General features: G+C 62.5%; 18 protein-coding genes, 1 tRNA gene and 1 pseudogene. 12 read left to right on the top strand and 8 right to left on the bottom strand.

The features are described 5' to 3' along the window. Positions 1-376: 376 nt before the first annotated feature. From ACFUOZ_RS17605 to ACFUOZ_RS17585, 5 genes are all read left to right on the top strand, one after another. A complete protein-coding gene (locus tag ACFUOZ_RS17605; protein WP_377550462.1) occupies positions 377-1,942 on the top strand; it encodes an NCS1 family nucleobase:cation symporter-1 in 1,566 nt (521 codons plus the stop codon). 76 nt (positions 1,943-2,018) lie between these two features. Then, positions 2,019-2,762 (top strand): aspartate/glutamate racemase family protein, encoded by a 744-nt coding sequence (locus tag ACFUOZ_RS17600; RefSeq protein ID WP_377550460.1) that lies wholly within the window; start codon positions 2,019-2,021, stop codon positions 2,760-2,762. 24 nt (positions 2,763-2,786) lie between these two features. Then, complete coding sequence (locus tag ACFUOZ_RS17595) at positions 2,787-3,554, top strand: SDR family oxidoreductase (protein WP_377550458.1); 768 nt, start codon at positions 2,787-2,789, stop codon at positions 3,552-3,554. A gap of 284 nt (positions 3,555-3,838) precedes the next feature. Then, on the top strand, positions 3,839-4,717 hold the full coding sequence (locus ACFUOZ_RS17590) for a hypothetical protein (RefSeq protein WP_377550456.1): 879 nt from the start codon (positions 3,839-3,841) through the stop codon (positions 4,715-4,717). Positions 4,718-4,897: 180 nt separating this feature from the next. Beyond that, positions 4,898-6,385, top strand: a complete 1,488-nt coding sequence (locus tag ACFUOZ_RS17585) for a cation:dicarboxylate symporter family transporter (protein ID WP_377550454.1) — start codon at positions 4,898-4,900, stop codon at positions 6,383-6,385. Between the two features lie 70 nt (positions 6,386-6,455). Here ACFUOZ_RS17585 and ACFUOZ_RS17580 read toward each other — a convergent pair whose 3' ends face one another. Next, positions 6,456-6,866, bottom strand: a complete 411-nt coding sequence (locus ACFUOZ_RS17580) for a sterol carrier family protein (protein ID WP_377550452.1) — start codon at positions 6,864-6,866, stop codon at positions 6,456-6,458. A gap of 20 nt (positions 6,867-6,886) precedes the next feature. Continuing rightward, on the bottom strand, positions 6,887-7,903 hold the full coding sequence (locus ACFUOZ_RS17575; RefSeq protein ID WP_377550450.1) for an asparaginase: 1,017 nt from the start codon (positions 7,901-7,903) through the stop codon (positions 6,887-6,889). 161 nt (positions 7,904-8,064) lie between these two features. Between ACFUOZ_RS17575 and purD the strand changes: the two genes are divergently transcribed. Continuing rightward, entirely contained in the window at positions 8,065-9,375 is a 1,311-nt protein-coding gene (gene purD, locus ACFUOZ_RS17570; protein ID WP_377550448.1) for a phosphoribosylamine--glycine ligase, read from the top strand. Between the two features lie 2 nt (positions 9,376-9,377). Beyond that, positions 9,378-10,316 (top strand): phosphoribosylaminoimidazolesuccinocarboxamide synthase, encoded by a 939-nt coding sequence (locus tag ACFUOZ_RS17565; protein ID WP_377550446.1) that lies wholly within the window; start codon positions 9,378-9,380, stop codon positions 10,314-10,316. A gap of 78 nt (positions 10,317-10,394) precedes the next feature. On the opposite strand, the gene ACFUOZ_RS17560 is transcribed toward ACFUOZ_RS17565, so the two are convergent. Next, entirely contained in the window at positions 10,395-11,660 is a 1,266-nt protein-coding gene (locus tag ACFUOZ_RS17560) for a helix-turn-helix domain-containing protein (protein WP_377550444.1), read from the bottom strand. Between the two features lie 125 nt (positions 11,661-11,785). On the opposite strand from ACFUOZ_RS17560, the gene ACFUOZ_RS17555 reads away from it, so the two are divergent. Then, positions 11,786-12,004, top strand: a complete 219-nt coding sequence (locus ACFUOZ_RS17555; protein WP_377550442.1) for a hypothetical protein — start codon at positions 11,786-11,788, stop codon at positions 12,002-12,004. 271 nt (positions 12,005-12,275) lie between these two features. Here the strand turns inward: ACFUOZ_RS17555 and ACFUOZ_RS17550 are convergent. The 3 genes from ACFUOZ_RS17550 to ACFUOZ_RS17540 all read right to left on the bottom strand — a co-directional run bounded on the left by ACFUOZ_RS17550 (position 12,276) and on the right by ACFUOZ_RS17540 (position 16,102). Next, positions 12,276-12,352, bottom strand: a tRNA-Pro gene (locus ACFUOZ_RS17550). A 121-nt stretch (positions 12,353-12,473) separates the two neighbouring features. Further along, on the bottom strand, positions 12,474-14,306 hold the full coding sequence (locus tag ACFUOZ_RS17545; RefSeq protein WP_377550440.1) for an ABC transporter ATP-binding protein: 1,833 nt from the start codon (positions 14,304-14,306) through the stop codon (positions 12,474-12,476). Next, positions 14,303-16,102: an ABC transporter ATP-binding protein gene (locus ACFUOZ_RS17540; RefSeq protein WP_377550438.1), complete on the bottom strand. Its 1,800-nt coding sequence runs from the start codon at positions 16,100-16,102 to the stop codon at positions 14,303-14,305. Before ACFUOZ_RS17540 ends, ACFUOZ_RS17545 begins: the two co-directional genes overlap by 4 nt. A 266-nt stretch (positions 16,103-16,368) precedes the next feature. Between ACFUOZ_RS17540 and ACFUOZ_RS17535 the strand changes: the two are divergent. After that, a pseudogene (locus tag ACFUOZ_RS17535) lies at positions 16,369-17,221 on the top strand (IS3 family transposase); the annotation flags it as partial. A gap of 2,236 nt (positions 17,222-19,457) precedes the next feature. Here ACFUOZ_RS17535 and ACFUOZ_RS17530 read toward each other — a convergent pair. Together ACFUOZ_RS17530 and ACFUOZ_RS17525 are read right to left on the bottom strand one after the other, a co-directional pair. Then, positions 19,458-20,426 (bottom strand): metallophosphoesterase, encoded by a 969-nt coding sequence (locus ACFUOZ_RS17530; RefSeq protein ID WP_377550436.1) that lies wholly within the window; start codon positions 20,424-20,426, stop codon positions 19,458-19,460. A gap of 3 nt (positions 20,427-20,429) precedes the next feature. Then, positions 20,430-22,733 carry a transglycosylase domain-containing protein gene (locus tag ACFUOZ_RS17525; protein WP_377550434.1) on the bottom strand — a complete coding sequence of 768 codons (2,304 nt, stop codon included), beginning with the start codon at positions 22,731-22,733 and terminating at the stop codon, positions 20,430-20,432. Positions 22,734-22,770: 37 nt separating this feature from the next. Between ACFUOZ_RS17525 and ACFUOZ_RS17520 the strand changes: the two genes are divergently transcribed. Genes ACFUOZ_RS17520 through ACFUOZ_RS17510 form a run of 3 tightly spaced genes read left to right on the top strand, consistent with a single transcriptional unit; the run spans position 22,771 to position 24,394 of the window. After that, the gene (locus ACFUOZ_RS17520; protein WP_011775990.1) at positions 22,771-22,926 is read left to right on the top strand and encodes a DUF4177 domain-containing protein; all 156 of its coding nucleotides are present in this window, start codon (positions 22,771-22,773) and stop codon (positions 22,924-22,926) included. A 2-nt stretch (positions 22,927-22,928) separates the two neighbouring features. Continuing rightward, positions 22,929-23,465 (top strand): RidA family protein, encoded by a 537-nt coding sequence (locus ACFUOZ_RS17515; RefSeq protein ID WP_377550432.1) that lies wholly within the window; start codon positions 22,929-22,931, stop codon positions 23,463-23,465. 17 nt (positions 23,466-23,482) lie between these two features. Next, a complete protein-coding gene (locus tag ACFUOZ_RS17510) occupies positions 23,483-24,394 on the top strand; it encodes an NUDIX hydrolase (RefSeq protein WP_377550430.1) in 912 nt (303 codons plus the stop codon). The last annotated feature ends 53 nt before the right edge of the window (positions 24,395-24,447 follow it).

Raw genomic sequence — 24,447 nt, 5'->3', positions numbered from 1 at the left:
CACTCCGCGGTCTCTTCCGGATCACGATCAGGCAGCTGGGCAGTCAACCCGCTGAGGATGTGTGAGGTCTCTTCTCCTGCAGCCACGTCCAACCTCTCTTCATTGAATGTATGGGCGCTTGCTCTGTGGGGGCGCTCAAGGAATTTCGTATTGTGAGAATAAAATTCTGCAATTCGAGATTACGTGCGCTAGTGGGCAGCGTCAACACGGATTGCGTATCCGACTCAGTCAATCGGGAAACCCGGCCGCAAACAACAGAATGTGACCCTGCGTACAGTGCGGGGTCTTGACCGGAGGTGACCTGCGTCATAGAGTTCTTTCACTATTCAATAACTTGATTCCATAATGTGGAATCAAAACGAAGTGGAGATCCACGATGCAGACGACTTCATCAGTCGGCGTCAACGAGACTCCGGAAGACGCAGAAAAGGGTGCCCCCAACCACCCGGTCGTGGGAAACACGGATCTTTGCGCGATTGCTTCCGAAGCCGCAGGCCAAACAATCAGTCCCAGTCTTTACAACATCGACCTCGCCCCCACCAAAGCCAAAGGCCGCAAGTGGACCAGCTACAGCATCTTTACCCTCTGGGCCAACGACGTCCACAGCCTGGGTAACTATGCCTTTGCCATCGGTCTGTTCTCGCTTGGCCTGGGTGGCTGGCAAATCCTGGTAGCCCTGGGAATCGGTGCCGTGCTTCTTTTCGCCCTCCTGAACTTCTCCGGATTCATGGGCCAGAAGACAGGCGTCCCCTTCCCGGTCATGAGCCGTATCAGCTTCGGCATCAGGGGAGCCCAGATCGCAAGCCTTGTCCGTGGCGCCGTCGCAGTCGCCTGGTTCGGCATCCAGACCTACCTGGCGTCCGTCGTCCTGCGCGTCATGCTCGTGGCAATGGCCCCCGGCTTGAAGGACCTCGACAGCAACTCCATCCTGGGCTTGTCCACGCTGGGCTGGTTCTCCTTCGTGGCCCTGTGGATCGTGCAGCTGGTCATCGTCAGCTTCGGCATGGAGATGATCCGTAAATACGAAGCCTTTGCTGGCCCCGTCATCCTGGTGACCATGGCCGCGATCGCTGTCTGGGTCTTCATCGAAGCCGGTGGCGCCATCCAGTGGAGCGGCATCAAGGGCCTTGAAGGTACCGAAATGTGGCTCACCATCTTTGCCGGGGGCGCGCTCTGGGTCTCCATTTACGGTACCTTCGTGCTGAACTTCTGCGACTTTACGCGGTCCTCCACCTCCAAGAAGTCCATCGTCAAGGGCAACTTCTGGGGCATTCCCATCAACATGCTGGTCTTTGGCGCCATTGTCGTCGTCATGGCCGGCGGCCAGTACAAGATCAACGGCACTGTCATTGAAAGCCCCTCCGACATTGTGGAGAGCATCCCCAACACGCTCCTGCTGGTCCTGGCCTGCCTGGCCCTGCTGATCCTGACCATCGCCGTGAACCTGATGGCCAACTTTGTGGCTCCCGTCTACGCGCTGACCAACCTGTTCCCCCGGCACCTGAACTTCCGCAAGGCGGCCTGGGTCAGTGGAACCATAGGCTTGATCATCCTGCCGTGGAACCTCTACAACAACCCGATTGTGATCGTGTACTTCCTGGGTGGCCTCGGGGCTCTGCTTGGCCCGCTGTTCGGTGTTGTCATGGCTGACTACTGGCTCGTCCGCCGCGGCAAGGTCAACGTCCCTGAGCTCTACACCGAGGATCCCAAGGGTGCCTACTTCTACAAGCGTGGCGTGAATCCGAAGGCCATCATCGCGATGATTCCGGCCGCCGGCCTGGCGATCGCCATCGCGTTCATCCCCGGCCTGGCCGCAGCTGCGCCGTTCGCCTGGTTCATCGGGGCCGGCGTCGCAGCGCTCACCTACTTCGCCGTGGCCGACAAGAAGCAGGTCCACGAGGACGTCTCCGGCGAGCCGATCGCCGTCGCCAGCACCCACTGACACGTGACAAAAGGCGCCGCCCGTCCTTCCGGTCAACAGGCCGCAGGGCGGGCGCTGCCATTGAAAGGAAATACCCATGCGAATTCTGGTCGCAAACGTCAACACCACCCAGTCCATGACGGACTCCATTGCAGCCCAGGCACGTACGGTGGCTGCACCGGGCACTGAAATCATTGGGATCACACCCCGCTTTGGTGCCGACTCCTGCGAGGGCAACTTCGAAAGCTACCTGGCCGCGATTGCCGTCATGGACGCTGTGGTGAACTATCCGGAGCCGTTCGACGCCGTCATCCAGGCCGGCTACGGCGAGCACGGCCGGGAGGGCCTCCAGGAACTCCTGGACGTCCCGGTGGTGGACATCACGGAGGCCGCTGCCAGCACGGCGATGTTCCTGGGCCACAAGTATTCGGTCGTCACCACTCTTGACCGCGCAGTTCCGCTCATCGAGGACCGTCTGAAGCTCGCAGGGCTGGAAGCGCGCTGTGCCTCGGTCCGTGCCAGTGGGATGGCTGTGCTGGAACTCGAGGAGTACCCGGAGCGCGCAGTCGAGGCGATTGTAGGGCAAGCCGAAGAAGCTGTCCGGAATGACAAGGCGGAGGTTATCGTCCTGGGCTGCGGAGGCATGGCTGGGCTGGATGAGCAGATCCGCCAGCGCACCGGAGTCCCCGTGGTTGATGGCGTAGCCGCTGCGGTCACTATCGCTGAGTCACTGGTACGCCTCGGTCTCTCCACGTCCAAAGTCCGCACCTACGCAACGCCGCGCCCCAAGACTGTCATAGGCTGGCCGATAACCGCGGCGGCCCAGACGGCCGCACGCTGACAGCACCACCCGAAAGGCAACCACATGACTGACTCCAGCCTGCCCGCGGACCCCAGGGTCGCCGTCGTAACCGGGGCCGGTTCGGGCATTGGGCGGGCCGTCGCGCGGCTCATGCTCGACGACGGTTACCGGGTGGCGCTGGCAGGGCGCCGGGAAGCACAGCTGCTGGAGACGGCGGATGGTCACCCGGATGCCCTGGCGGTTCCTTGCGATGTGACAGTGCCCGACGACGTCGCGCGCCTTTTCGAGCAGGTCCGCCAACGCTGGGGCCGGGTGGACGTGCTGTTCAATAATGCCGGCATCTTTGGGCCTTCCGGCGATGTGGGCGATCTTGACGTGGAGGAGTGGGAAGCCACGCTGCGGGTGAACGTCACTGGATCCATGCTGTGCGCCGCGGAGGCTGTCCGGACCATGAAGGCGCAGGAACCGCAGGGCGGACGGATCATCAACAACGGCTCCATCTCGGCGCACTCGCCCAGGCCCCGGTCCGTGGCGTACACGGTGACCAAGCACGCGATGACCGGCCTGACCAAGAGCATCGAGCTGGACGGGCGCGGATTCGGGATCACGTGCGGGCAGATCGACATCGGCAATACCCGCACGGAGATCATGGACACTATCGGCGTTGGCTCGGGCGCGCTGCAGGCTGACGGGTCACGCAAGGTGGAGCCGATGTTCCCTGTCGATGATGCTGCCCGCGCCGTGTTGCTGATGGCCAACATGCCGGCGTCGGCCAGTGTTGGATCGTTGGTGGTGACGGCGGCGGGCATGCCTTTCGTGGGCCGCGGCTAACGTGGTTCCCTCACCTCCACCTACCGAGTTTTTGTACACATAACGCCCTTAAAACGCCCTCTTAAGGGCATTAGCTGTACAAAAACTCGCGGCGAGGTGGGCTGAGCTGTGGATAACGTCCCACGCGCCCGTTCCTTGTGACTGAATGAGGCATGCGGCCGTTGTCTCCTCTTCCTCCAGCCCTGACCGTTCGTGCATTCACCGTGGATGCAGCAGCGGAATTTGGGATCCCTCCGAGCAGGCTCCGCGCCGCCGATCTCTGGCTGCCGAGCCGGAGCGTTCGCGTGCCGAAGAATCCTCAATCGTTGCTGTCGGTTGCCCGACCCCATCTCGACCTCCACCAGGGTGATTTCCTGAGCCATGTCAGTGCCGCTGAGGTACTTGGATTGCCGCTGCCCGGCTGGGCGCAGTTCAAGCCCGACGGCGGCAGGCCGGTGACCGCCGTCGTCGAACCTATCCCGTGGGGACCCAAAAGCGGTCCGCATTTCCGCGAGCCGGGTCGATTTATCCACCTGTCGCGGCAAAGGAGAGGTTCCCTGCCCAGGCGCAGGGGTGTCGCGGGGCACCGCCTGTCATTGCGGGACGGTGATCTCAGGGAAGTTCACGGTGTGCTGCTCACGTCCATCGCGCGGACGTGGGTGGATTTGGCCACGATGTTGCCGCTGGAAGACCTGGTGATTGCCGGCGATGCGATTGTCAGTGAACACGAACGGTCATTCGGACCACCCCGGGTTGCGATGGTGCCCCTTCCGGAGCTGCGGCAGTTTGTTGAGAAAGCCAACGGAGTCCATGGCGTCCGAAAGGCGCGCATCGCCCTGGACATGCTACGAGTGGGAGTTGATTCTCCGCCCGAAACCAAGCTTCGCCTGATGCTCGACGATGCCGGGCTTCCCGAGTTCGTTCCCAACTGCCGCGTGGATGATGCCCTGGGCAGGGCGGTCTGGACTGATTTAGGGTGCCCCGGGTTTCGGACCTGCCTGGAGTATGAAGGGCTGCATCATCTTTCTCCCGAGCAGCAGGCACTGGATGCGTACCGGGACCAGCGTGTGGCGGACGCTGGGTGGCGGCAGGTGAAGATCAACAGGATCGACATGGACCACGGCCGGAACTGGGTAGTCTCCCGGGTGGCGCAAGCGCTCCGCAAGCAAGGCTGGCCCGGCTGAGTTTTTGTACAGCTAATGACCTTAAGAGCCCTCCATAAGCTCGTTAGCTGTACAAAAAACCAAATGTGACTTCCGCAATATGGAAATCGAATCTCCCCTTGCGGAATGATGTGACCCGGCTTACATTGAAGGCATCCCCTTAAAACGAGGGGCTGTTCCCAAACTGATTGGTTCAGATCAATGAAGATCCCAGACCCCGCGGCGCTGAAGGCGAGTTCGGCCCCGCAGAAGAAAAAGCGGCTGTACCAGTCGCTCTTTTTTCAAATCCTGATCGCCGTCGTCGCAGGTGTGCTCATCGGTCATTTCTGGCCGAACATCGGGTCCGCACTCCGGCCACTGGGTGATGGATTCATTCAACTCATCAAGATGATCATCGCCCCGCTGATTTTCCTCGTGATCGTCACAGGCATCTCGGCAGTGGGCGACGTCAAGGCGGTCGGACGGGTCGGGGTCAAAGCGCTCCTGTACTTCACCGGCGCAACCCTCTTCGCCTTGGTTTTCGGGCTTATCGTCGGAAATATTGTTCAGCCTGGTGCTGGCTTGAACATCGACCCCGCTTCGCTTTCCCAGGATGCGCTCAACGCCAAGACCGGCAACGCTCCTCCCAAGGACGCCGCCGCGTTCATCCTGGATGTCATTCCCGTCAGCGTGATTGGTGCTTTCGCCAACAACAGCTTGCTGCAGGTGCTGTTCTTCTCGGTGTTCTTCGGCGCCGCCATCGTGGTCATCGGCCGAGAGCGTTGCCTCCCTGTCATCAGCCTCATGGAGACTGTCCTGGAACTGATCTTCAAGATCATGTCCTGGATTATGAAGGTAGCCCCCATCGGTGCGTTCGGTGCCATGGCGTTCATTATCGGCCAGTACGGGCTCGGCACGCTGAGCACCTACGCACTCCTCATAGCCGCCTGCTACGGCGCGGCCATTGTCTTCATCGCCTTGTTGTTCCTGGTGGCGTGGAGCTTCGCCCGGGTTCCGCTGTGGCAGTTCCTCAAGTACACCCGCGAAGAATTCCTGCTTGCACTCGGCACGGCCTCCACGGAAGCCGTCATGCCGCGCATCATGACCAAGCTGACCAACGCCGGCTGCTCACGAGCCACCACCGGTTTGGTTGTTCCGACGGGCTACTCCTTCAACCTGGACGGCGCAGCGATCTACCTCTCCATCTCGCTGCTCTTCCTGGCGCAGGCTTTCGGCCACAACCTGGACCTCGGCCAGCAGCTGGCTGCCCTTGGTGTGCTGCTCCTGACCTCCAAGGGCATGGCCGGCGTTCCGGGGTCGTCCTTCCTGGCCCTCTCCGCCACTGCCGCCGCGCTGGGCATCTTCCCGGTGGCCGGCGTCGCGCTTCTCCTCGGCGCCGACCGCCTCATGGACTCGATGCGCGTCGTGGTGAACCTGCTTGGTAACTGTGTAGCTACCTTCGTTGTGGCCAAGTGGGAAGGCCAGTTCGACCGCAGCGTCATGGTCCGTGCTTTCAAGGGAGAGATCACCAACCATGACTCCGCCGTGATGCTCGGCAAGGAGGAGGTCTTTGAGGAGCAGGAACTTCAGCGCATCAGCGAAGGCCAGGCACCCTCACCCAAGTTCCGTGGCGGCCCCGCCGCGGACGACATCCCGCAGTTCGAAATGAGCAAGCCAGGCCAACCGTCAACCCCGGTCTGCCCGGACTGACCCGGCGAGTTTTTGTACAGCTAATGCCCCTAAGACGCGGTCTTAGGGGCATTAGCTGTACAAAAACTCGTTAGAGGGGGAGGAGCGCGGAGAGGTCGGCCCGCAAACCGGAGGCAGTCACCCGGTGCGTTGAAACGGCCTCGCCCCACGTGATCCGGCCGGTCACCAGCCCCAGCCAGGTAGCGGCGTCGGTCTCTATGACATTCGGGGGAGTACCGCGGGTGTGGCGCGGCCCCTCCACGCATTGCGTGACACCGAACGGAGGCACCCGGACCTCCACCGAATTGCCGGGTGCGCGGGCGGTGACTTCCTCCAGCGAATAGCGCACCGCCGTCGCGATCAAAGCGCGCGACGGCGTGGTCCCGGCAGCTGCGCCAGGCTCACCTACGGGTTCGGTGCCGGAAGGTTCGACGGCGGCCTGCCAGGCTGCCAGCGCGGCTTTGCCCTCGGAGATATCGACGCGGCGTCGTGCAACGGCCATGGGTGTTTCCTTCTTAACTACTAGTCGAGCAGGGCGGAGACTGCGTGGCCAAGTCGGATCCGGCCCACGGCGCGGCCACCACCAAGGACTGGCTCCACCACCCGCTCCAGGACGCTGGAGACGGCCGGGATGTCCACGGCGCCGCTCACGGCAAGGAGGGTCAGGCCAACCAGGGAGGTGGCGCGGAGGTTGCCGTCCAGCACCTTCACTGCCACGGTTGCGCCGGTGGGAGTGGCCAGGACCAGGACACCCTCGGCGCCGATCTTCGCCAGGACCTCCAGCTCTTCCATCACCACGGTGTTGGATTCGTCCTTGCCTTGGACGGCCCACGGGTAATCCAGCATGGACGTAGCGATCGTGGCCGCGCGGGCGTTGGAGGATTTATCGCCCGGGGATTTGGCCAGGCGCGAGTACGCCCGGGCAAGGCCGGTCAGCGAGATCGCGGCCACGGGCGCGCCGCAACCATCAATCCCCAAATGGGAAATGTGCTCGCCGCTGTACTCCTCAATGACCGAACGCACGCGCTGCTGGAGCGGGTGGTTGGGTTCGAGGTAGCTCCGGAGGTCCCAGCCGTTCTCGGTGCAGGCCCAAAGAAACGCCGCGTGCTTGCCGGAACAGTTGAAGGCGAGTTTGGATTTTCCCCGCTCCGAACGGACCAGCCAGTTGCGGGCGGTCTCGTCCTCGGGCCAGGCCGTGGGGCACTGGAGGTGTTCTTCCCGCACTCCGGCTGCCTTGAGCATTCCTTCCACAACGTCCATGTGGTCCAGGGAACCGGTATGGCTTCCGCAAGCCACCGCCACCTGGGCGCCCCGCAGCGGAACGCCGGACTGCATGGAAGCCAGGGCCTGGAACGGCTTGAGCGTGGACCTTGCGAAGACTGGAGCGTCGATGTCGCCGAGCCGCGTCACCACGGAACCGTCGCCGGCGAGAACCACGGCCGCACCAACGTGCCGGGACTCAATAAAGCCACTGCGTTCGATCACTGCCAGTTCGACGGCGGACTCTGCGTTGAACGTTTCATGCGAACTCATGGGCATGAAGCAAGTCTAGGCGCGGCGGCGTGTTTCCCCGGCCATGCCCGGCTGCGCGCCGGGTCCGCTGCGCGCCCGGTCCGCTGCGCACCATGCCCGGATGCGCGCCGGGTCCGCTGCGTGACACAGCTTAGGCCGAGCGCGCTGCACAAAGTACCCTTTAAGCCGTGAAGGTACTCGTCATTGGCCCAGGCGGCCGCGAACACGCCATTGTCCGCTCTCTGCTTGAAGACCCCAACGTCTCCGAGGTCCACGCGGCCCCGGGCAACGCGGGCATCAGCAAACTCGTTCCCACCCACGCGATCGACGGGAACAACCCGGAGGCCGTGTCCGCCCTCGCCACCAAGCTGGGCGTGGACCTGGTAGTGGTCGGCCCGGAAGCGCCGCTTGCCGCTGGTGTATCCGACGCCGTCCGCGAGGCCGGTATCCCCGTTTTCGGTCCCAGCAAGGACGCTGCCCAGCTGGAGGCTTCCAAGGCCTTCGCCAAGCAGATCATGGCGGAAGCCGGCGTCCCGACGGCGATGGCCCGCGTTGCCGAGAACGCCGAAGAAGCCGCTGACGCGCTGGATGCCTTCGGTGCCCCCTATGTTGTGAAGGACGACGGACTCGCTGCAGGCAAGGGCGTCGTCGTCACCAAGGATCGCGACGAGGCCCTGGCGCACGCCCAGACCTGCTTCGACGCCGGTGGAACCGTGGTGATCGAGGAATTCCTTGACGGCCCCGAGGTTTCCCTGTTCGTCCTCTGCGACGGCCACACCACTGTTCCGCTGTCCCCGGCGCAGGACTTCAAGCGCATCTTCGACAACGACGAAGGCCCGAACACCGGTGGCATGGGCGCTTACACTCCGCTGGAGTGGGCGCCTGAGGGCCTTGTCCAGGAAGTCATCGACCGCGTAGCGCAGCCGACCGTGGATGAGATGGCCCGCCGCGGCACGCCTTTCATCGGCGTCCTCTACTGTGGCCTGGCCCTGACCTCCCGTGGCACGCGCGTCATCGAATTCAACGTCCGCTTCGGCGATCCCGAAACCCAGGCTGTCCTTGCCCGTCTCAGGACGCCGCTCGGTGCGCTGCTGCTGGCAGCTGCCAAGGGCGAACTGGACACGGCAGAAGAGCTGCGCTGGTCCAAGGACACGGCAGTCGCCGTCGTCGTTGCCGCCGAAAACTACCCCGACGCGCCCCGCACGGGGGACCGCATCCGTGGCCTGAAGAAGGTCGACGAGCTGGACGGCGTGCACGTGGTCCACGCCGGCACCAAGCTGGACGACGAAGGCAAGGTGGTCTCCGCCGGTGGCCGCGTCCTCGCGGTGGTGGCGCTCGGTTCCGATCTGGTGGAGGCGCGCGAAAAGGCGTACGACGGCGTGGAGCTGGTTCAGCTTGAAGGCTCGCAGTTCCGTACGGATATCGCAGGCAAGGCCGCCCGCGGCGAAATCCGGGTGCCGTACGCGGCTACCGGCACCATCCCGAAAGTGCAGGCCTGAGTATGACTGATTCCCTTCCCGCAGGCGGTTTCGAGACCGAGACGCTGGACCTTCCGGGCTGGACGCACGTCTACTCGGGCAAGGTCCGCGACCTCTACGTCCCCGCAGATGAAGCCATCACGGAGAAGTTCGGCCAGGATTGCGTGCTGGTGGTCGCCAGTGACCGCATCAGCGCCTACGACCACGTCCTGAGCAGCGAGATCCCGGACAAGGGCCGTGTCCTGACGCAGCTCAGCCTGTGGTGGTTCGAGCAGCTGGACGTGGAGCACCACGTGCTCGCCTCCACTGTTGAGGGCGGTGTCCCGGCCGAGGTCGAGGGCCGCGCAATGATCTGCAAGAAGCTGGAGATGTTCCCGGTGGAATGCATCGCCCGCGGATACCTCACGGGTTCGGGCCTGGTGGAGTACAAGGAATCCGGGACTGTGTGCGAGATCCCGCTGCCCGAGGGCCTGGTGGATGGTTCCCGTTTGGACCACGCCATCTTCACGCCGTCGGCCAAGGCTGAGGTTGGCGAGCACGACGTCAACATCACCTACGACGACGTCGTGGCAATGGTTGGCGACGACATTGCAGCCCGCCTGAGCGAGCTCACGCTGAAGATCTACACCCGCGCCGAGGAGATCGCCCGCGAACGGGGCATCATCCTCGCGGACACCAAGGTGGAGTTCGGCAGCGATGCCGCGACCGGTGTGATCACCCTGGGCGATGAGGTCCTCACCCCGGACTCCTCACGGTTCTGGGACGCGTCCACATATGAGCCGGGCAAGTCGCAGCCGTCCTACGACAAGCAGTACGTCCGCGACTGGCTGACCTCCGCGGAGTCCGGCTGGGACAAGTCCTCGGATACCCCGCCGCCGGCTCTTCCCGCCGAGGTCGTGGAGCGCACCCGTGCCCGCTACGTCGAGGCGTACGAGAAGCTCACGGGCCGCACCTTCGCGTAGCCCGCACCCAACTGGGTGACAGCAAATGTCCCACTGAGCGATCAGTGGAACATTTGCTGTCACCCAGTTGGGTTTTAATCAGGCTTCGGAGTGTTCTTTCGCGGCCCGACGCTCGGCCAGGCGGATCTCCAGCACGGCGTCCATGGCCTGCTGGACCCGGTCTGAGGCGCCCGCAGCACTGAAGTCGTGCTGGGCTTCCTCCAGGAACTTCAGGGCTTCAGCGGCTTCGCCGGCTGCCTTCAACGACTTCCCGAGCAGCAATGACACCTCACCGGCAGTGTGCCGGGCAAGAACCTTACGGTCGGCGTGGATTTCGCGCAGCTTCTCGACGGCGGCCGGAATGTCCCCGGTCAGGTACAGCCACCGGGCGCGAATGAAGGCGACTTCCAGCTGGTCCGTCTTGTTGCCACCCACAATGGACAGCGCGAGCTCGGCGCGTTCGATGGCGGACAACGTTTCCGGTTCCACAATGCCTGAGGACAGCCGGACTGCCGCCGAGGCCTTGTTGAAGCGGGCCCACAGTTCGATGTCGTTGGCGGGGGAGAGCAGCTTGGCGGCGCGTTCGTGGTGCTTGATGCCCTCTATGTAGTCGTGGCGCATGAAGGCTACGTTGCCCACCACCCATGCAACCTCGCCTGCCAATTGCGACATCGAGTGTTCGTCCATGTGCTCGATCATCGCCAGACAGTATTCCCACGCTTCGTCGAGCTTGCCGCTCTCCGCCAGGGCACCGATCAGCGCGCGGTGCGCGCCGATGATCAGGGTGGACCCCTTGGGCAGCTGCTCGCTGAGTTTCACTGCTTGCTTCGCATGCTCGACGGCGGTGGCCAGCTGCCCTTGCCCGTGGCAAACAGCGGCGAGCATCTGCCAGGCGCGCACTCCTAGGCCGGCGGACTCGGTGGCCATGGGATGCTCGAGCAGGTGCTCAATGATCTGCTGGCATTCCTTGAGCTGGCCTTGCTTCATGACGCATTCGGCCTGCATGTAGGTCATGTTCCACCATGCGCTGTTGTTCTTGGCCTCGAGGGCGATCTGAGCGGCAGTGGCGGCGTGGCTGGCGGCAAGCTGGTAGTCGCGCAAATCCCATGCCTGGCGGGCGTAAAGGCCGGCCAGGACATATTCGGCGTCGCTCACGGAAACGGGTTGGCTCCACGCTTCCAGGGCCTTCGGTGCGAGTTCCAAGCGACGGGCAAGTTCCTCGATGACCTCGGCCGTGGGTTCACGGCGACCCGTTTCGAGCAGCGAGATGTAGCTGGGTGAGTACAGGTTTTTGCCGAGCTCGGCCTGCGTCAACCCGCGTTCGAGCCGTTCGGCACGTAGCTTCTCGCCGAATCCGTTTCCCACGGGTTTCCTCCTACAGGTGTCTTTTGACCAAAACCTTGACAGTCTCTGTGGAAAACATTTTACAATGTATGTCAACAGGGACCGCGCAATTTCCGTAACGAATCCGACTCGCATTGGGGTACATCATGTTCAAAAAAATCGCCGCGTCAGTGGCCATGGCAGGCGCACTGACCTTGTCGGTTGCGGCTCCCGCAGTCGTCTCTGCAGCGTCCGCTGCGGACTCCAACTCATCGATCAGCGCCATCGGCAACTGGCCTGATCCTATGCGCGTTTCGGCGCCGACCAAGACAACGGACACCACCGCCACGCCGATGTCGATCGGCAACTGGCCGGATCCGATGTAAGCAGTACATCCTAAGAGACCCCGGGGCGTGACGAGCGATGCCCCGGGGTTTTCTTTTGCCTCTTACGGCTGGAACACTCATGGCGCGCCAGGATTCGACACGGCGCTGCTCGCTTCGACTGCATTTAGTCATCAGCCGCGAGCCTAAAGGCAGGGCAAGCCCACCCGCAACGAGGCACCAAACATCTGTGGATAACTATTGCCGGATTGGCATTGTTGATCTTGGTGGTTAAACAAGAATGGCGCCGATTTCTCGACGCCATTTCCGTTTTTGGTCGGGATGACAGGATTTGAACCTGCGACCTCTTCGTCCCGAACGAAGCGCGCTACCAAGCTGCGCTACATCCCGATCCGCTGCGAAAGCAACTGTTCAAGGATAGCTGAATCGCTGCGGGATGCGAAATCGGTGGAGCGGTGTCCCTCGTCACAGCAGCCCCGCCCGCTACAGCGCCCGCCTTAACCCCGGCCAGCTACACCAACGAATCGCGCCATGCCCCGTGCAATCGGGCAAACCGTCCACCGCCGCTGATCAGCTCGGACGGCGAGCCATCTTCAACGATGCGTCCGTCGTGGACCACCAGCACCCTGTCGGCCGTCTCTACAGTGGAGAGCCGGTGGGCGATGATGATGGCAGTGCGGGCATCGTTCCCGCCGGCGACGCCCTCCAGCAGCTGGGCCAACCCCTGCTGGACCATGCGCTCAGAAGGAATGTCCAGGGACGACGTCGCCTCATCAAGGATCAACACCGCCGGCGCCGCAAGGAATGCCCGCGCGAAACCGATGAGCTGCCGCTGCCCGGAGGACACCCGGCCACCGCGCTTGTTGACGTCGGTGTCGTAGCCTTCGGGGAGGCTCATGATGAACTCGTGGGCACCCACTGCCGCAGCTGAAGCCTCAATCTCTGCGCGGGAAGCTTCCGGGCGACCAAGAGCGATATTGTCGGCAACCGAACCGCTGAAGAGGAAGGCCTCCTGGGTCACCATCACCACGGCACGGCGGAGGTCCGTGGTAGCCAAGTCCCGCAGGTCCACCCCGTCCAGGGTGATGGAACCGGACGTGACGTCGTAGAAGCGGGCGATGAGTTTGGCCAGCGTGGATTTGCCGGCACCGGTCTGCCCAACCAAGGCTACTGTCTGCCCAGCGGGGATGTGCAGGTCCAAGGTGGGAACAACCAACTGCCCGTCACTGTAACCAAACTCGACGCCCTTGAAGTCGATCTCACCCCGCGAGCTCTTCAGCGGCACCGGGTTCTTCGGCGGGCGGACCGTGGGCACTTCTTCGAGCAGCCCCGACACCTTTTCCAGTGCAGCCTGGGCACTCTGGAACGAGTTGTAGAACATGGCCATCTGGTCAACGGGTTGGAAGAAGCGCTTGGTGGAAAGAATGAGTGCCAGAAGGACACCTACCGCGAGCTCGCCGCTGAGCACCCGGAAGCCTCCGAACAGTAGGACCACGGCTACGCAAACGTTGCCGATCAACACCAACCCTGGCTGGAAGATGCCGTTCAGGTTGATGGAGCGGACGGTGTTCTTGCGGTAGTCCTCAGCCAACTCGCCATAGCGGTCGGCGTTCTCGCGTTCCTTGCGGAAGGCCTTCACAGCACGGATGCCGGTCATGGTTTCCACGAAGTGCACGATCAACCGTGCCGAGACCACCCGGGATTCCCGGAACGCGATCTGCGAGTGTTTCTGGTACCAACGCGCCAGTAAGAACATGGGAACGACGGCCGCGAGCATGATCAGGCCACTCCGCCAATCCAAGGCAAACACCGTGAATGCGGTGAACAGCATGAACAGCATGCCCGAAGCCAAAGAACTCACGCCGGAATCCAACAGCTCTCGCAGCGCCTCCAGGTCAGAAGTTTGCCGGGCAATGATGCGTCCGGAGGTGTACTTTTCGTGGAATTCCAGGCTCAGGCGTTGCGTGTGCCGGAAAACGCGGAGCCGCAGATCCAGCAGCATCGACTGGCTCAGCTTCGCCGTGGAGGTCACGTACAGCGCAGTCATTCCGGCGGTCGCAACTGCGGCCGCCAGGTAGAGCGAACCAGCCAACACCAACGGGCCGTTATCGCCGGACTGAAGTGACGGTAGTGCCCGGTCGATGCCGAACGCGATCAGTGCCGGCCCCGCAACACGGGTGAGCTGCGAAACAACCACCATCACGATCGTCAGCCAGAAACGCAACCGCACCGGGCGGATCAGCGAGGCAAGCAAGGCGAGCGACCGGCGTCGTACGGCTTTGCTGTCTGCTTTGCTGAGGAGGGTGTTGTCCTCGTTGGCGGTGCCAAAAGTCGTGGCGCTCACCGGCGGGCCTCCTCAGCTTCTTCGAGTTCGTCCAGTTCGGTATCAAGGTCCTTCGGGCCCGCGTCCAGGCTGGCGATGACGTAGCGGTAGTGGTCGTTTTCAGCCAACAGTTCCGTATGGGTTCCGACGGCGGTGATGGTCCCGTTTTGGAGCAACGCCACCCGGTCCGCCAATGCCACGGTGGAAGGACGGTGCGCGACGATCAACGTGGTGGTCTCACGGAGGACCTCGCGCAATCTGGCTTCCACGCGTTCCTCGGTGTTCACATCCAGGGCGGACAGGGGATCGTCGAGGACCAGGACTTTCGGCTTGGCGGCGATGGCGCGGGCCAGGGCGATGCGCTGCCTCTGGCCGCCGGACAAGCTCAGGCCTTCCTCGCCGATCAGGGTGTCCACGCCATCGGGCAGGGAATACGCAAACTGGGCCTGGGCCACGTCCAACGCCTCGTCCAGGGCGGCGTCACTGGGATCCGGGGCGCCCAGGAGCACGTTGTCCCGGACCGAACTTGAGAAGAGCGTGGTGTCCTCGAAGGCCACGGCAACGATCCTGCGCAGTTCCGCGATGTCGAAGTCGCGGACGTCAACGCCGTCGATGGTCACTGCACCGGCGGTCACGTCGTAGAGGCGGGGGACCAGTTGAAGCAGCGCGCTCTTTCCGCTTCCCGTGATGCCCACAAGGGCCATGGTTTCGCCGGGACGGATGTCCAGGTTGATCTCGTGCAGGAGGGCGCCGCCGTCGTCGAACCCGAAACCTGCCTGCTCAAAGCGCAAGGCGCCCTTGACGGATTCCGGTACCACCGCCATGTCCGGAGAGGTGATGGTGTTCTTGGTGTCCATGACTTCGAAGTGGCGGTCGAGCGCGGTCTTGGCAGTCAGCGCCATCGCCATGAGCATGCCGGAAAATTCAACCGGAGTGGCTACCACTGCCGCAGTCGCGAAGAAGGCAACCAACGCGCCGATGCTGAGCTGACCGCTGGCAGCGAGCATGATGCCCACCACCAGTCCGACGCCAAGCGCGAGCTCAGGCAGCAGGGTGACAACCAGCGTGAAGCCGGCCTGTTGTTTAGCTTTGGCGATCTCGGTCTGACGCAGCTCCTCGGCCTGGCCATTGAAGTTTTCCAGCGCCTCGCGGCTCCGTCCGAACGCCTTCAGGACGCGGATGCCGTGGACGGATTCTTCCACCGTGGTGGCGAGGTCGCCGGCCTGGTCCTGGCTCAGCCGCGCCACAAGGCTAAAGCGCCTGCGGAACCGGAAGGAATTGATCATGATCGGCACGGCCGCGGCCAGGAAGATGAGCGCCAGCTGCCAGCTCATGGAAAACATGACGCCGACGCCGATGATCACCGTCAGCGTCGTCACCACCAGCATGATCGCGCCGAAAGCCATCCAGCGACGCAGGAAGCTCAGGTCCGTCATGGCCCGCGAGAGCAGCTGGCCCGAGCCCCAGCGGTCATGGAACGCAACCGAGAGTTGCTGCAGGTGCCCGTAAAGGGTCACACGCATCCGGGTCTCAACCGTGGTGGCCGGATTGATCACGAACTGGCGGCGCAAGGCCACCAGTCCCGCTTCGGCCACGCCGAGGCCAAGAATCACGACGGCGGCAATCCAGACTGCGTCCGGGGAACCGCCGGGCTGCAACGAGTTGTTGACCAGGATCCGCAAAACCTGCGGGATGGTGAGCGCGACGATGCTGGCAAGCAGGGCGCAAATCAGGCCCATGACAAGGCGGGGGAGGATGGGCCGCACATGGGGGTAGAGACGGCCGACGGAGGTGAAAAATGACGTTTGCTTGGACATGCCCGCTTCTCAACAGCTGGATCTTCAGATGGTGCGGAGGTAGTTTCCCGTAGCAACTACCCTATGCCATGGCGTGATTCGTTTCACAGGACCACGCAGCTCCGGTGAAATGTTTGACCCAGTTATTGGGATTCGTAATGCTGCCCGGCGTTTAGTTGCGGGCTGTAAGAGTCAGCAGCACAGCTTCCGGGCGGCGATGGGGACTACCCCGGTATGGTTGACTCTTGACTTGTGAGGATTCTTTCGACGCAGGAAGGATGTTCCTGCGCCCAAGCCCTACCCAGCCGAGTTCCGCCGCGAAGCGGATCCGCCTTCTTGAACAGGAGAATGAGATCCTGCGCCGTGCCGCGGCGTTATTCGCCAGGGAACTGCCCCCCAACATGAGCTTCCCGCTGGTCCTTGACCTTACTGCCGCGGGATCCCCTTGGCGCCGGCCCGCCGGGTGCTTGGCTTCTCGAAGCAGGCGTTCTACTAATGGAAGGCCAACCCTGTCTTCGACCCGGACAGGGCTGATGCGCACCTGATCAACGCGGCCTGGACATCCACCGCGACGACCCATCCTTCGGGTACCGGTTCATCGCCGATGAGCTGCCGGCCCAGGGCATCAGGGCCGGGGGAACCGGGTGCAGCGGCTGTTCAGCAGTTAGCGGATCTGGTCCGTTCTCGCCAGGTAACGGGACCTGAACTGCAAAGCAGGCCCGCCAGTCCATGACGACCTCGTCGACCGGGACTTCACCGCCAGAGCGCCGAGCCGGTTATGGCTCACAGACATTACCGAGCACCGCACCAACGGGGGGCAAGCTACGCCTGTGCGCGATCAAGGACATCAATTCAAACAGGATCGTTGGCGATTCCATCTATTCCTGAATGCAAGCAGCTCTGGCGGTCGCTGCACTGTCTAACGCGGGGCCCTGGGGTCACCGGACAGGCCCGTGGTGCATTCGGCCCGCGGATCCCAGTTCCGCTCCACTTGTTCGTTAGGACGCTCAAAAGCCACGGATTGACCGGATCGACGGGCCGCGTCGGTGCGTGCGGTGACAACGCCCCCATGGAATCATTTTTTGCCTACTGCAGAAGAACGTGTTGGACCGACAACGCTGGACCACACGACAGAAACTGTCTGAAACTAGCAACCTAAGAGTCAACGAAGGGGCAGTCCCTACTCCTAATTAATTACCCCCCATGCTTCGTACCATGTTTACTCAACTTGCGGAGGGCCAGGAATAGGCTAGCTACGGTCAAAGCAGCCCCAGCCAATGCTAGAAGAAGACCACCTGCCGCAACCATCGTGTTGAAGTCTTCGTCGCTGCGGTAGTACGGCTGGGCTACTCGTTCGCCAAAGAAAACTGCTAGAACCCAGCCCAGCGAAAGGAGGACCACCCCAACAATCAAACACGCTAGCGCGCTGCGAAAATGTCGCACTATTTCCAGCCTCTCCAAGACCAATGGAATCCGATCCACGGCCCACAGGGGTCGGCAGCCACTCGGCGTGCTTGAAGACACAGTGGAGCCAACTCGGGACGCAGACTAACTGTAATTTACCAGCGTCTGGGAAGTTACGGTCTAGGCGCCGATTACCGCTGTACCAGCACCCCTGTCGGGGCGATCTGCCCACGAACGCAATTTTGCCGCCAGCGCAGCAATGTTCTTATCCTGGGGACCTCTCACGATCTCAAAGAGGTATTCGTCGATCAGCTGGGAATCGCCGCCCCAAGCAACAACTCCCTCGCACTCTTCAAGGATGTTTCTCAGGATGCGAACTTCCGATCCAAAGAAACCACCCCTGGTTCCCGGCGGGAGGGAACGGGGGAGGATTTGGATAGCAGTTCCGGATGCCAGATTTGTAGAAATGCCGGAGGGGATTTGAGTGAGGGGGTAAAACCAATTACGTCTCCCTCTCCCAAGGTCCGGATTTCATAGTTGAACCTGCGAGCGATGTAAATCAGGATTGTTTCCGGGTCGCCGACACGTACAGACAAAGAAGCCGCACTTCCCGGGATTGGCCTGGTCCAAATACCGCTTGCCGTGTTAGCGGCAGTGGCCACCAGCCAGCTGCGGATCTTGCTTTACGGGTACTGAGCCGGCCTAGGGTCCTCGCGGGAACTCGAGTAAGCGTGAACGGGTGTGGTCGCGTTCCGTCGGACGCATGCCCAGCAGGCCCCCGACTTCCACTCGACCGGGCAGGCCCGTAGACGCCACCTCGCGGCCCCGGCCAACGTGTTCCTCCCGGCGCTGGAGCTCTGCGGGGCCGCGGGCATGGTCTCGTTGGGCCATGTCGCTCTGGACGGGACTAAGGTGCGGGCTATCGCTTCCCGGCGGAAGCCCTGAGCTATGCCCGGCTGACCGAGAAGCAGAAGGCCCTGGCCGATGAGGTCGGCGATGTGATGGCGGAGGCGACGACCGTGGACGCGGCCGAGGACGCCCGCTTCGGTCCCGGCGAAGAATAGCCCCCGAACTGGCGAACCGTGTTCGGCGCGCCTAGGCCATGAAGAACGCCTGGGAATCCATCGGGATAAGCGAGACCCAACACCCCACCGCACGCCGCAGGAGCCTACCAGGCTTTCTTCCGCGAAAACGCCAGGAAGCCGAAGCCCGACGGTTCTTCCAGGAAAAAAGGGGACCGACCTCTGGACGACCATGGGCTCAATCAGCGGTACCGCCGAACCGCTACAGAGCCGCGCGCCTATCGGCGCGTTCTAACGCCTGGTCGCAGTCCCGAAGAGGACGGTTGGCACGTACCTGTAGACGTGGGGGCACCGGTCTGAGGGTCAAGAGAGAAATCGAAGGCCTCGTTGGATCCCGTATCGCCAATGAAAAGTCTTATGCGAGTAGGGCTCAACCACTCGGCCCTGTAGAACCCTGGCGAGTTATCGAGACACGTCACGTACCATTCCTGACTCTCAAGTCCATGGTTTGTTCGAACCGTGACGACGTAGCTTGGGTCAAGGAAGGCAGAGTCGCGCGTAACTAAGAGCGTTGAGTCACTTCCAGGACCATCGAGTGTGTAGCTGGGGTCGGGCGGAAACTTAATGGCGCCTGCGGAAATCAACGCTAGAACGCTAAGAATGCCGACGCATCCGAAGACCACACGGAAACTGCGGTGAGTGATAGTTCGCAACACGCCAACGGTCGCGAGCGCGACGGAGAGGGAACCGATGAAGTAAGGGCTGAGCTGCTGAACTGAGACTAAGCTCGAACGGCTGCTGGGATCGACGATAGAAACAATTCCCAGCGTCAGGGCCGCTCCAACCAGTATCGCACCTTGGCGGCGGCGGCCGTTATGGTTTCTTGACCTGTTCGTCATATCAGCTTCAGTCATGGGTCTCCCAGTAGAACGCAATACCAATACAGGATGCTAGGTGTTGTCGTGAGTGACCGCGGGACGCTCCTCTAGAGTCAGCATCACAGCTTCCGGGCGGCAGGCGATGCGGACGGGAGCGAAGCGCGAGGTGCCGATGCCGCCCGAGACGTTCACCGGCGTCGTGAATCCCTTGCTTTCCCAATCGTGGAGGCCCTTGGCGCGCCACGTGGGGAGGTCGCAATTGGAGACCAAGGCGCCGAAGCCGGGGACGCAGATCTGGCCACCGTGGGTATGGCCGGCGATAATCAGGCCTGCACCGGCCTCGGTGAAGTGGTCCAGCACGCGCTGGTAGGGAGCGTGGATCACGGCGACCTTCAGGTGCGGCCGGGCGTCCTGGTTCACAGTACCGCGGGGCCAGCCGGCGTAGCGTTCGCGGCCCAAATGGGGATCGTCCACGCCTGAGAAATCGAAGCGCAGCCCGTTGAGGACCACTGACTGGGCGCGGTTGGTGAGATCGATCCAGCCACTCATGCCGAAGGCCGACCTGAGCTTGGGCCAGTCGAGCTGGAGCGGTTCCTTCTTGGGTTTCGACGGACCACGGAAGTAGCCCGCAGGGTTCTTGATCCGCGGAGCGTAGTAGTCGTTGGAACCTGGAACGAAGACGCCGGGGAACTCCATCAAGGGCTTCAAAGCCTGGATGAGGGGGTCGATGGCCTTGGTGTGGCTCAAGTTGTCGCCCGTGTTCACCACGAGATCGGGCTTGAGGTCTGCCAGGGCCTGCAGCCACTGGGTCTTCTTGACCTGTCCAGGGACAAAGTGGATATCGCTCAAGTGCAGGATGCGAAGGGGAGCTGAGCCCTCGGGGAGGATTGGCAACGTTTCATGGCGGACCTCAAACTGATCCTTCTCCCACCATCCGTACGCAGCAGCCGCTGTGCCTGCGGCTGCCCCAACGGCTGCAGTGACGGCAAAACCGCGCCCGAATGAACGGACGCGGTCTGCCAGTGAATCCCCGAATGTCACTCGTTAGTCCTTACCCGGAGCGTCGCCGCTGTTTCCATTGCCGTTACCGTTGTTGCCGGTCCCGGTGGACGGTGCCTGCTTAGGTGCGGACGGCGTCGTGTTCGACGGCGTGTTGTTGCGTTGCGGTGTCGGCGCGCCGAGCAGGTTGGACGGCGGTTGCTGGAACGGGTTGGTACCGTACGCCGGGGCGACAGCCAACATGTAGTTGGTGAACTGCGGGCCGGCGATCATGTAACCGTCGACGGCGGGATAGAACTTGCCGTTGACGGTGAGGTTTCGGCCTGGACGAAGCTGATCACCCAAGGGGTCGCCAAACCAAGATGCAGTAGCCAGACCGGTTGTGTAACCAACAACCCACGTTGAGCCGTTTGAGTCATTCGTGCCTGTCTTGGCAGCAACCGGGAAGTTGTTCTTTGTGGAAAGCGCTGGCCTGATCAGCGAACCGGAGCCAGCGTTAAGCACCTCCTGCATCGCATAGGCAACGCCCCGGGCTACTTCCGGCTTCACCGCGTCCTTGCAGCTGGGGGACTGCGCAGGAAGATCCGCGCCAGACTGGTCCTTCACCGACGTGATGGCGATGGGCGCACAGTACTTGCCATCGGCAGCGAATGTAGCAAACGCAGAAGCCATGGTCAGGGGGGCGGTCTGGGTTGCACCGATCAAGTTAGACAGTCGAGTCATAGGAACCTGCGGGTTTGGGTCCGTGACCTTGCCCGTGCCATCCCGGTTAGGAAGTCCAGCATGGATACCAGTTGCGTCCACAATTCCTTGAATGCCGCAGAGATCAACCTGCGCGGCAGAGGCGAAGGTCGCAGTGTTGATGGAGTTCATGAGGCCATAAAGGACTGTCATGTTCCTGTAGTAACCCTCGTCAGAGTTTTGAAGGTCAATGGTGCCGGCGGAAGCATCGTACGAATCAGTAACAGGTGTCGGGCAGGTGTTCTTCCACGGGAAGCCCGCCTTGTATCTCCTCGTGGCGGCGTTGATCACCGTATTCATCGACTTCCCCTCATTCAGCCATTGGGCGAACGTGAAGGGTTTCATCGTCGAACCAGGCTGGAACCCACCAATGCCGTTGAGGTCGTTGCCGTTGGCGTCGAGCACATCAACATTGAAGTTCTGGGTCTGATCAAACTTGCCCTCTTGGGGCAGCCACACGGTGTTTTGGGCCATGCTGACGATCTGGCCCGTTCCCGGCTGGACAGAGACGATCGAGGCGCCCCACTTGTCCGGGTTGGCGCCTGCCGTGGCGTCGACCTGCTGCTGCGCCACGTTCTGGGCGGTCGGATCAAGGGTGGTCTGAATGGTCAGGCCGCCACGCATGACCCGCTTTTCCCGTTCCGTCGTGGTGTCACCGTAGGCCGGGTTGTTCAGCAGGAGGTGCAGAACGTAGTCGCAGAAGTACGGAGCCATGGTGGCGTATGCGCAACCCTGGCGGGCGGGGGTGACCTTGGTGGTGACCGGCGTGGCCACGGCTTCATCGTGCTGGGCCTGCGTGATCTTCTTCTGGGCCAGCATGGCGTTGAGCACCAGGTCGCGGCGCATCTTCGAGTTGTCCGGGTTGGTGATCGGATCGAAGGCGGACGGGCTGTTCACCAGGCCGGCCAGCAGGGCGGCCTGGGGAAGCGTCAGGTCCTTGGCGGTGGTGCTGAAGAAGAATTTGGATGCCGCTTCGATGCCGTAAGCATCACGGTTGAAGAAGACGATGTTGAGGTAGCCCTCAAGGATCTGCTCTTTGGAGAACTTCTTCTCCAAGGCGATCGCGAGCTTCATTTCGCGGAGTTTGTCGCCCACGCCCTTGTTCACACCATTAAGCAGGACGTCGTCGCCCTTGCCGGAGGCCACCAGTGACTCGTTGATGACGTTGTTCACATACTGCTGGGTGATGGTGGAAGCGCCCTGCTTGTTGCCGCGGGCGGTGCTCACCAGTGCTCGCATGATGCCGGTGGTGTCGATGCCGCCGTGCTCATAAAAACGGCTGTCCTCGATGGCGATGACAGCGTCCTTGATGTACGGGCTCATCGAGTCCAGCGGAACCTTGGTCCGGTTCTCCGCGTAGATCGAGGCGATCGGCGTACCGTCCTTCGCCAGGATCGTGGTGTTCTGGCTGGGCGGATCCACCTGGAGCTCCGCCGGCAGAGTGTCAAAGAACTGGATGGAACCACTTGCGGCACTGCCCGAGACGGCTGCGGCCGGGACAAGAAGTCCTGCCACGAGGACGCCACAGATCGCACTCACGCCAAGGAAACCTAGAATCTTCCCGAGGGTGGTGGCAGTGTCGAATATGGGGTTCTTGCGAGTCACCATGTTTTCCAGTTTACCGGCACGGGCTAGGCTTTCTGTCATGACCAAATGGGAGTACGCCACGATTCCGCTCATTATCCACGCCACCAAGCAGATCCTGGACCAGTGGGGCGAAGACGGCTGGGAGCTTGTCCAGGTCGTCGGCGGCCCCGATGGCAAAGGCCTTGTCGCATACCTGAAGAGGGAGAAGCAGTAACCATGACAACCCCCGCAGAAACCACCTCTCCCGCGGAATCCGGCGCCCCGACGTCGGCCGTTGAGCAGCGTCTGGCCGAGCTCGGACTGACCCTTCCCGAGGTCGCCGCACCGGTCGCCGCCTACGTCCCTGCCGTCGTCTCCGGCAACTACGTTTACACGTCCGGACAGCTGCCGTTTATTAACGGCAAACTCGAAGCTACGGGCAAGGTCTCCTTGGGCGAGTTGGGCGCGTCGGACGAAGCAACGGTTGATCCCGAGGACGCCAAGCGCTACGCCGCCGTGTGCGCCATCAACGCCTTGGCTGCGGTTAAGAGTGTCATCGGCGACCTCGACCGTGTCACCCGCATCGTCAAGGTGGTCGGATTCGTTGCCTCCGAGCCCACCTTTACCGGCCAGCCCGGCGTCATCAACGGTGCGTCCGAACTTCTGGGCCAGGTATTCGGCGATGCCGGCATTCACGCCCGTTCCGCCGTCGGCGTTTCTGTCCTGCCCCTCGACTCTCCTGTAGAGGTCGAGCTCATCGCTGAATTCAGCTAAGGAACCGGTTCAACCACGTGCCGCAGCTTGCCCGTCGCCTTTTTGTACTGCCCCCCGAACTCGAAGGGGCAGCACAAAACTGGCTTGAGCTCGGCGAGCGGACCCCCAGGGCCGCCCGCTATGCCTCATCCGTTGTCCTCTTGCGCGATTCTCCCTCCGGCTTGGAAACCTGGCTTGGCTACAGGCCCGGTTCCTCGCCGTTGGGCGTCGTGGCGTTCCCGGGCGGCTCCCTGGACCCGTCCGACGACGACCCCATCGCCTGGGTGGGTCCCTCACCCCAGCAGTGGGCCGAGCTTATGGGGACGGACGACGTCGGACTCGCCCGCCGTCACGTGGTGGGCGCTATCCGTGAGCTCTTTGAGGAGACGGGCGTCCTGCTGGCAGGTCCCGATGCTTCCTCCACGGTGGAGGCCAACTCCACCGTGGACTGGATGCGTGCCCGCGAAGCCGTGGCCGCCCAGGAGAAATCGTTCACGGAGATGCTGACCAAACGTGGTCTGTCGCTGCGCACAGATCTGCTTAAACCGCTGGTTAACTGGCTCAGCCCGGACTTTGCGCACACGCGTTTCAACACCCGGTACTTCGCTGCCACGGTTCCGGTGAACCAGCAGCCCAGCATCCTTGGCAGCAAGGGTGTGTGGGGCCGCTGGGTATCGGCATCCGAGGCGATTGCCCTTCGCGATACCCCTGCCCTGGGCGACGAGATCGGCCAGGCAAACACCGTGGGCCTGATGTTGGGCCAGCTTTTGGTGCCGGGCTCGGAGATCATGCTCGAGAAGATGGCCCACGCCAATGGCTGCATCGCGTACCTGAGCTACAAGCGCAAGGCACACGTCTATCAGCCGCGGTTGGTCGACGAAGGCGGCCAGCTCATGCTCGAAGTCGAAGCCGCCCGCACCGTCGCCGGCGAGCCCCAGCGCGAACGCTGACCCTCGCTCACGTCCCGCCTCCTTGAGCCGATCCCTCGCTCACATCCCACTGG

The organism is Paenarthrobacter sp. NPDC057355, assembly GCF_042667405.1.
Lineage (GTDB): Bacteria > Actinomycetota > Actinomycetes > Actinomycetales > Micrococcaceae > Arthrobacter.
The sequence above is the reverse complement of the archived record's forward strand: the minus strand, read 5'-3'. Positions and strand labels throughout refer to the sequence as shown.

Excerpts from the sequence above, each read along its gene's own strand:
- ACFUOZ_RS17605 (WP_377550462.1), top strand. The coding sequence starts at position 377 with ATGCAGACGACTTCATCAGTCGGCGTCAACGAGACTCCGGAAGACGCA.
- ACFUOZ_RS17600 (WP_377550460.1), top strand. The coding sequence starts at position 2,019 with ATGCGAATTCTGGTCGCAAACGTCAACACCACCCAGTCCATGACGGAC.
- ACFUOZ_RS17595 (WP_377550458.1), top strand. The coding sequence starts at position 2,787 with ATGACTGACTCCAGCCTGCCCGCGGACCCCAGGGTCGCCGTCGTAACC.
- ACFUOZ_RS17585 (WP_377550454.1), top strand. The coding sequence starts at position 4,898 with ATGAAGATCCCAGACCCCGCGGCGCTGAAGGCGAGTTCGGCCCCGCAG.
- ACFUOZ_RS17580 (WP_377550452.1), bottom strand. The coding sequence starts at position 6,866 with ATGGCCGTTGCACGACGCCGCGTCGATATCTCCGAGGGCAAAGCCGCG.
- ACFUOZ_RS17575 (WP_377550450.1), bottom strand. The coding sequence starts at position 7,903 with ATGCCCATGAGTTCGCATGAAACGTTCAACGCAGAGTCCGCCGTCGAA.
- ACFUOZ_RS17565 (WP_377550446.1), top strand. The coding sequence starts at position 9,378 with ATGACTGATTCCCTTCCCGCAGGCGGTTTCGAGACCGAGACGCTGGAC.
- ACFUOZ_RS17555 (WP_377550442.1), top strand. The coding sequence starts at position 11,786 with ATGTTCAAAAAAATCGCCGCGTCAGTGGCCATGGCAGGCGCACTGACC.
- ACFUOZ_RS17540 (WP_377550438.1), bottom strand. The coding sequence starts at position 16,102 with ATGTCCAAGCAAACGTCATTTTTCACCTCCGTCGGCCGTCTCTACCCC.
- ACFUOZ_RS17525 (WP_377550434.1), bottom strand. The coding sequence starts at position 22,733 with ATGGTGACTCGCAAGAACCCCATATTCGACACTGCCACCACCCTCGGG.
- ACFUOZ_RS17520 (WP_011775990.1), top strand. The coding sequence starts at position 22,771 with ATGACCAAATGGGAGTACGCCACGATTCCGCTCATTATCCACGCCACC.
- ACFUOZ_RS17515 (WP_377550432.1), top strand. The coding sequence starts at position 22,929 with ATGACAACCCCCGCAGAAACCACCTCTCCCGCGGAATCCGGCGCCCCG.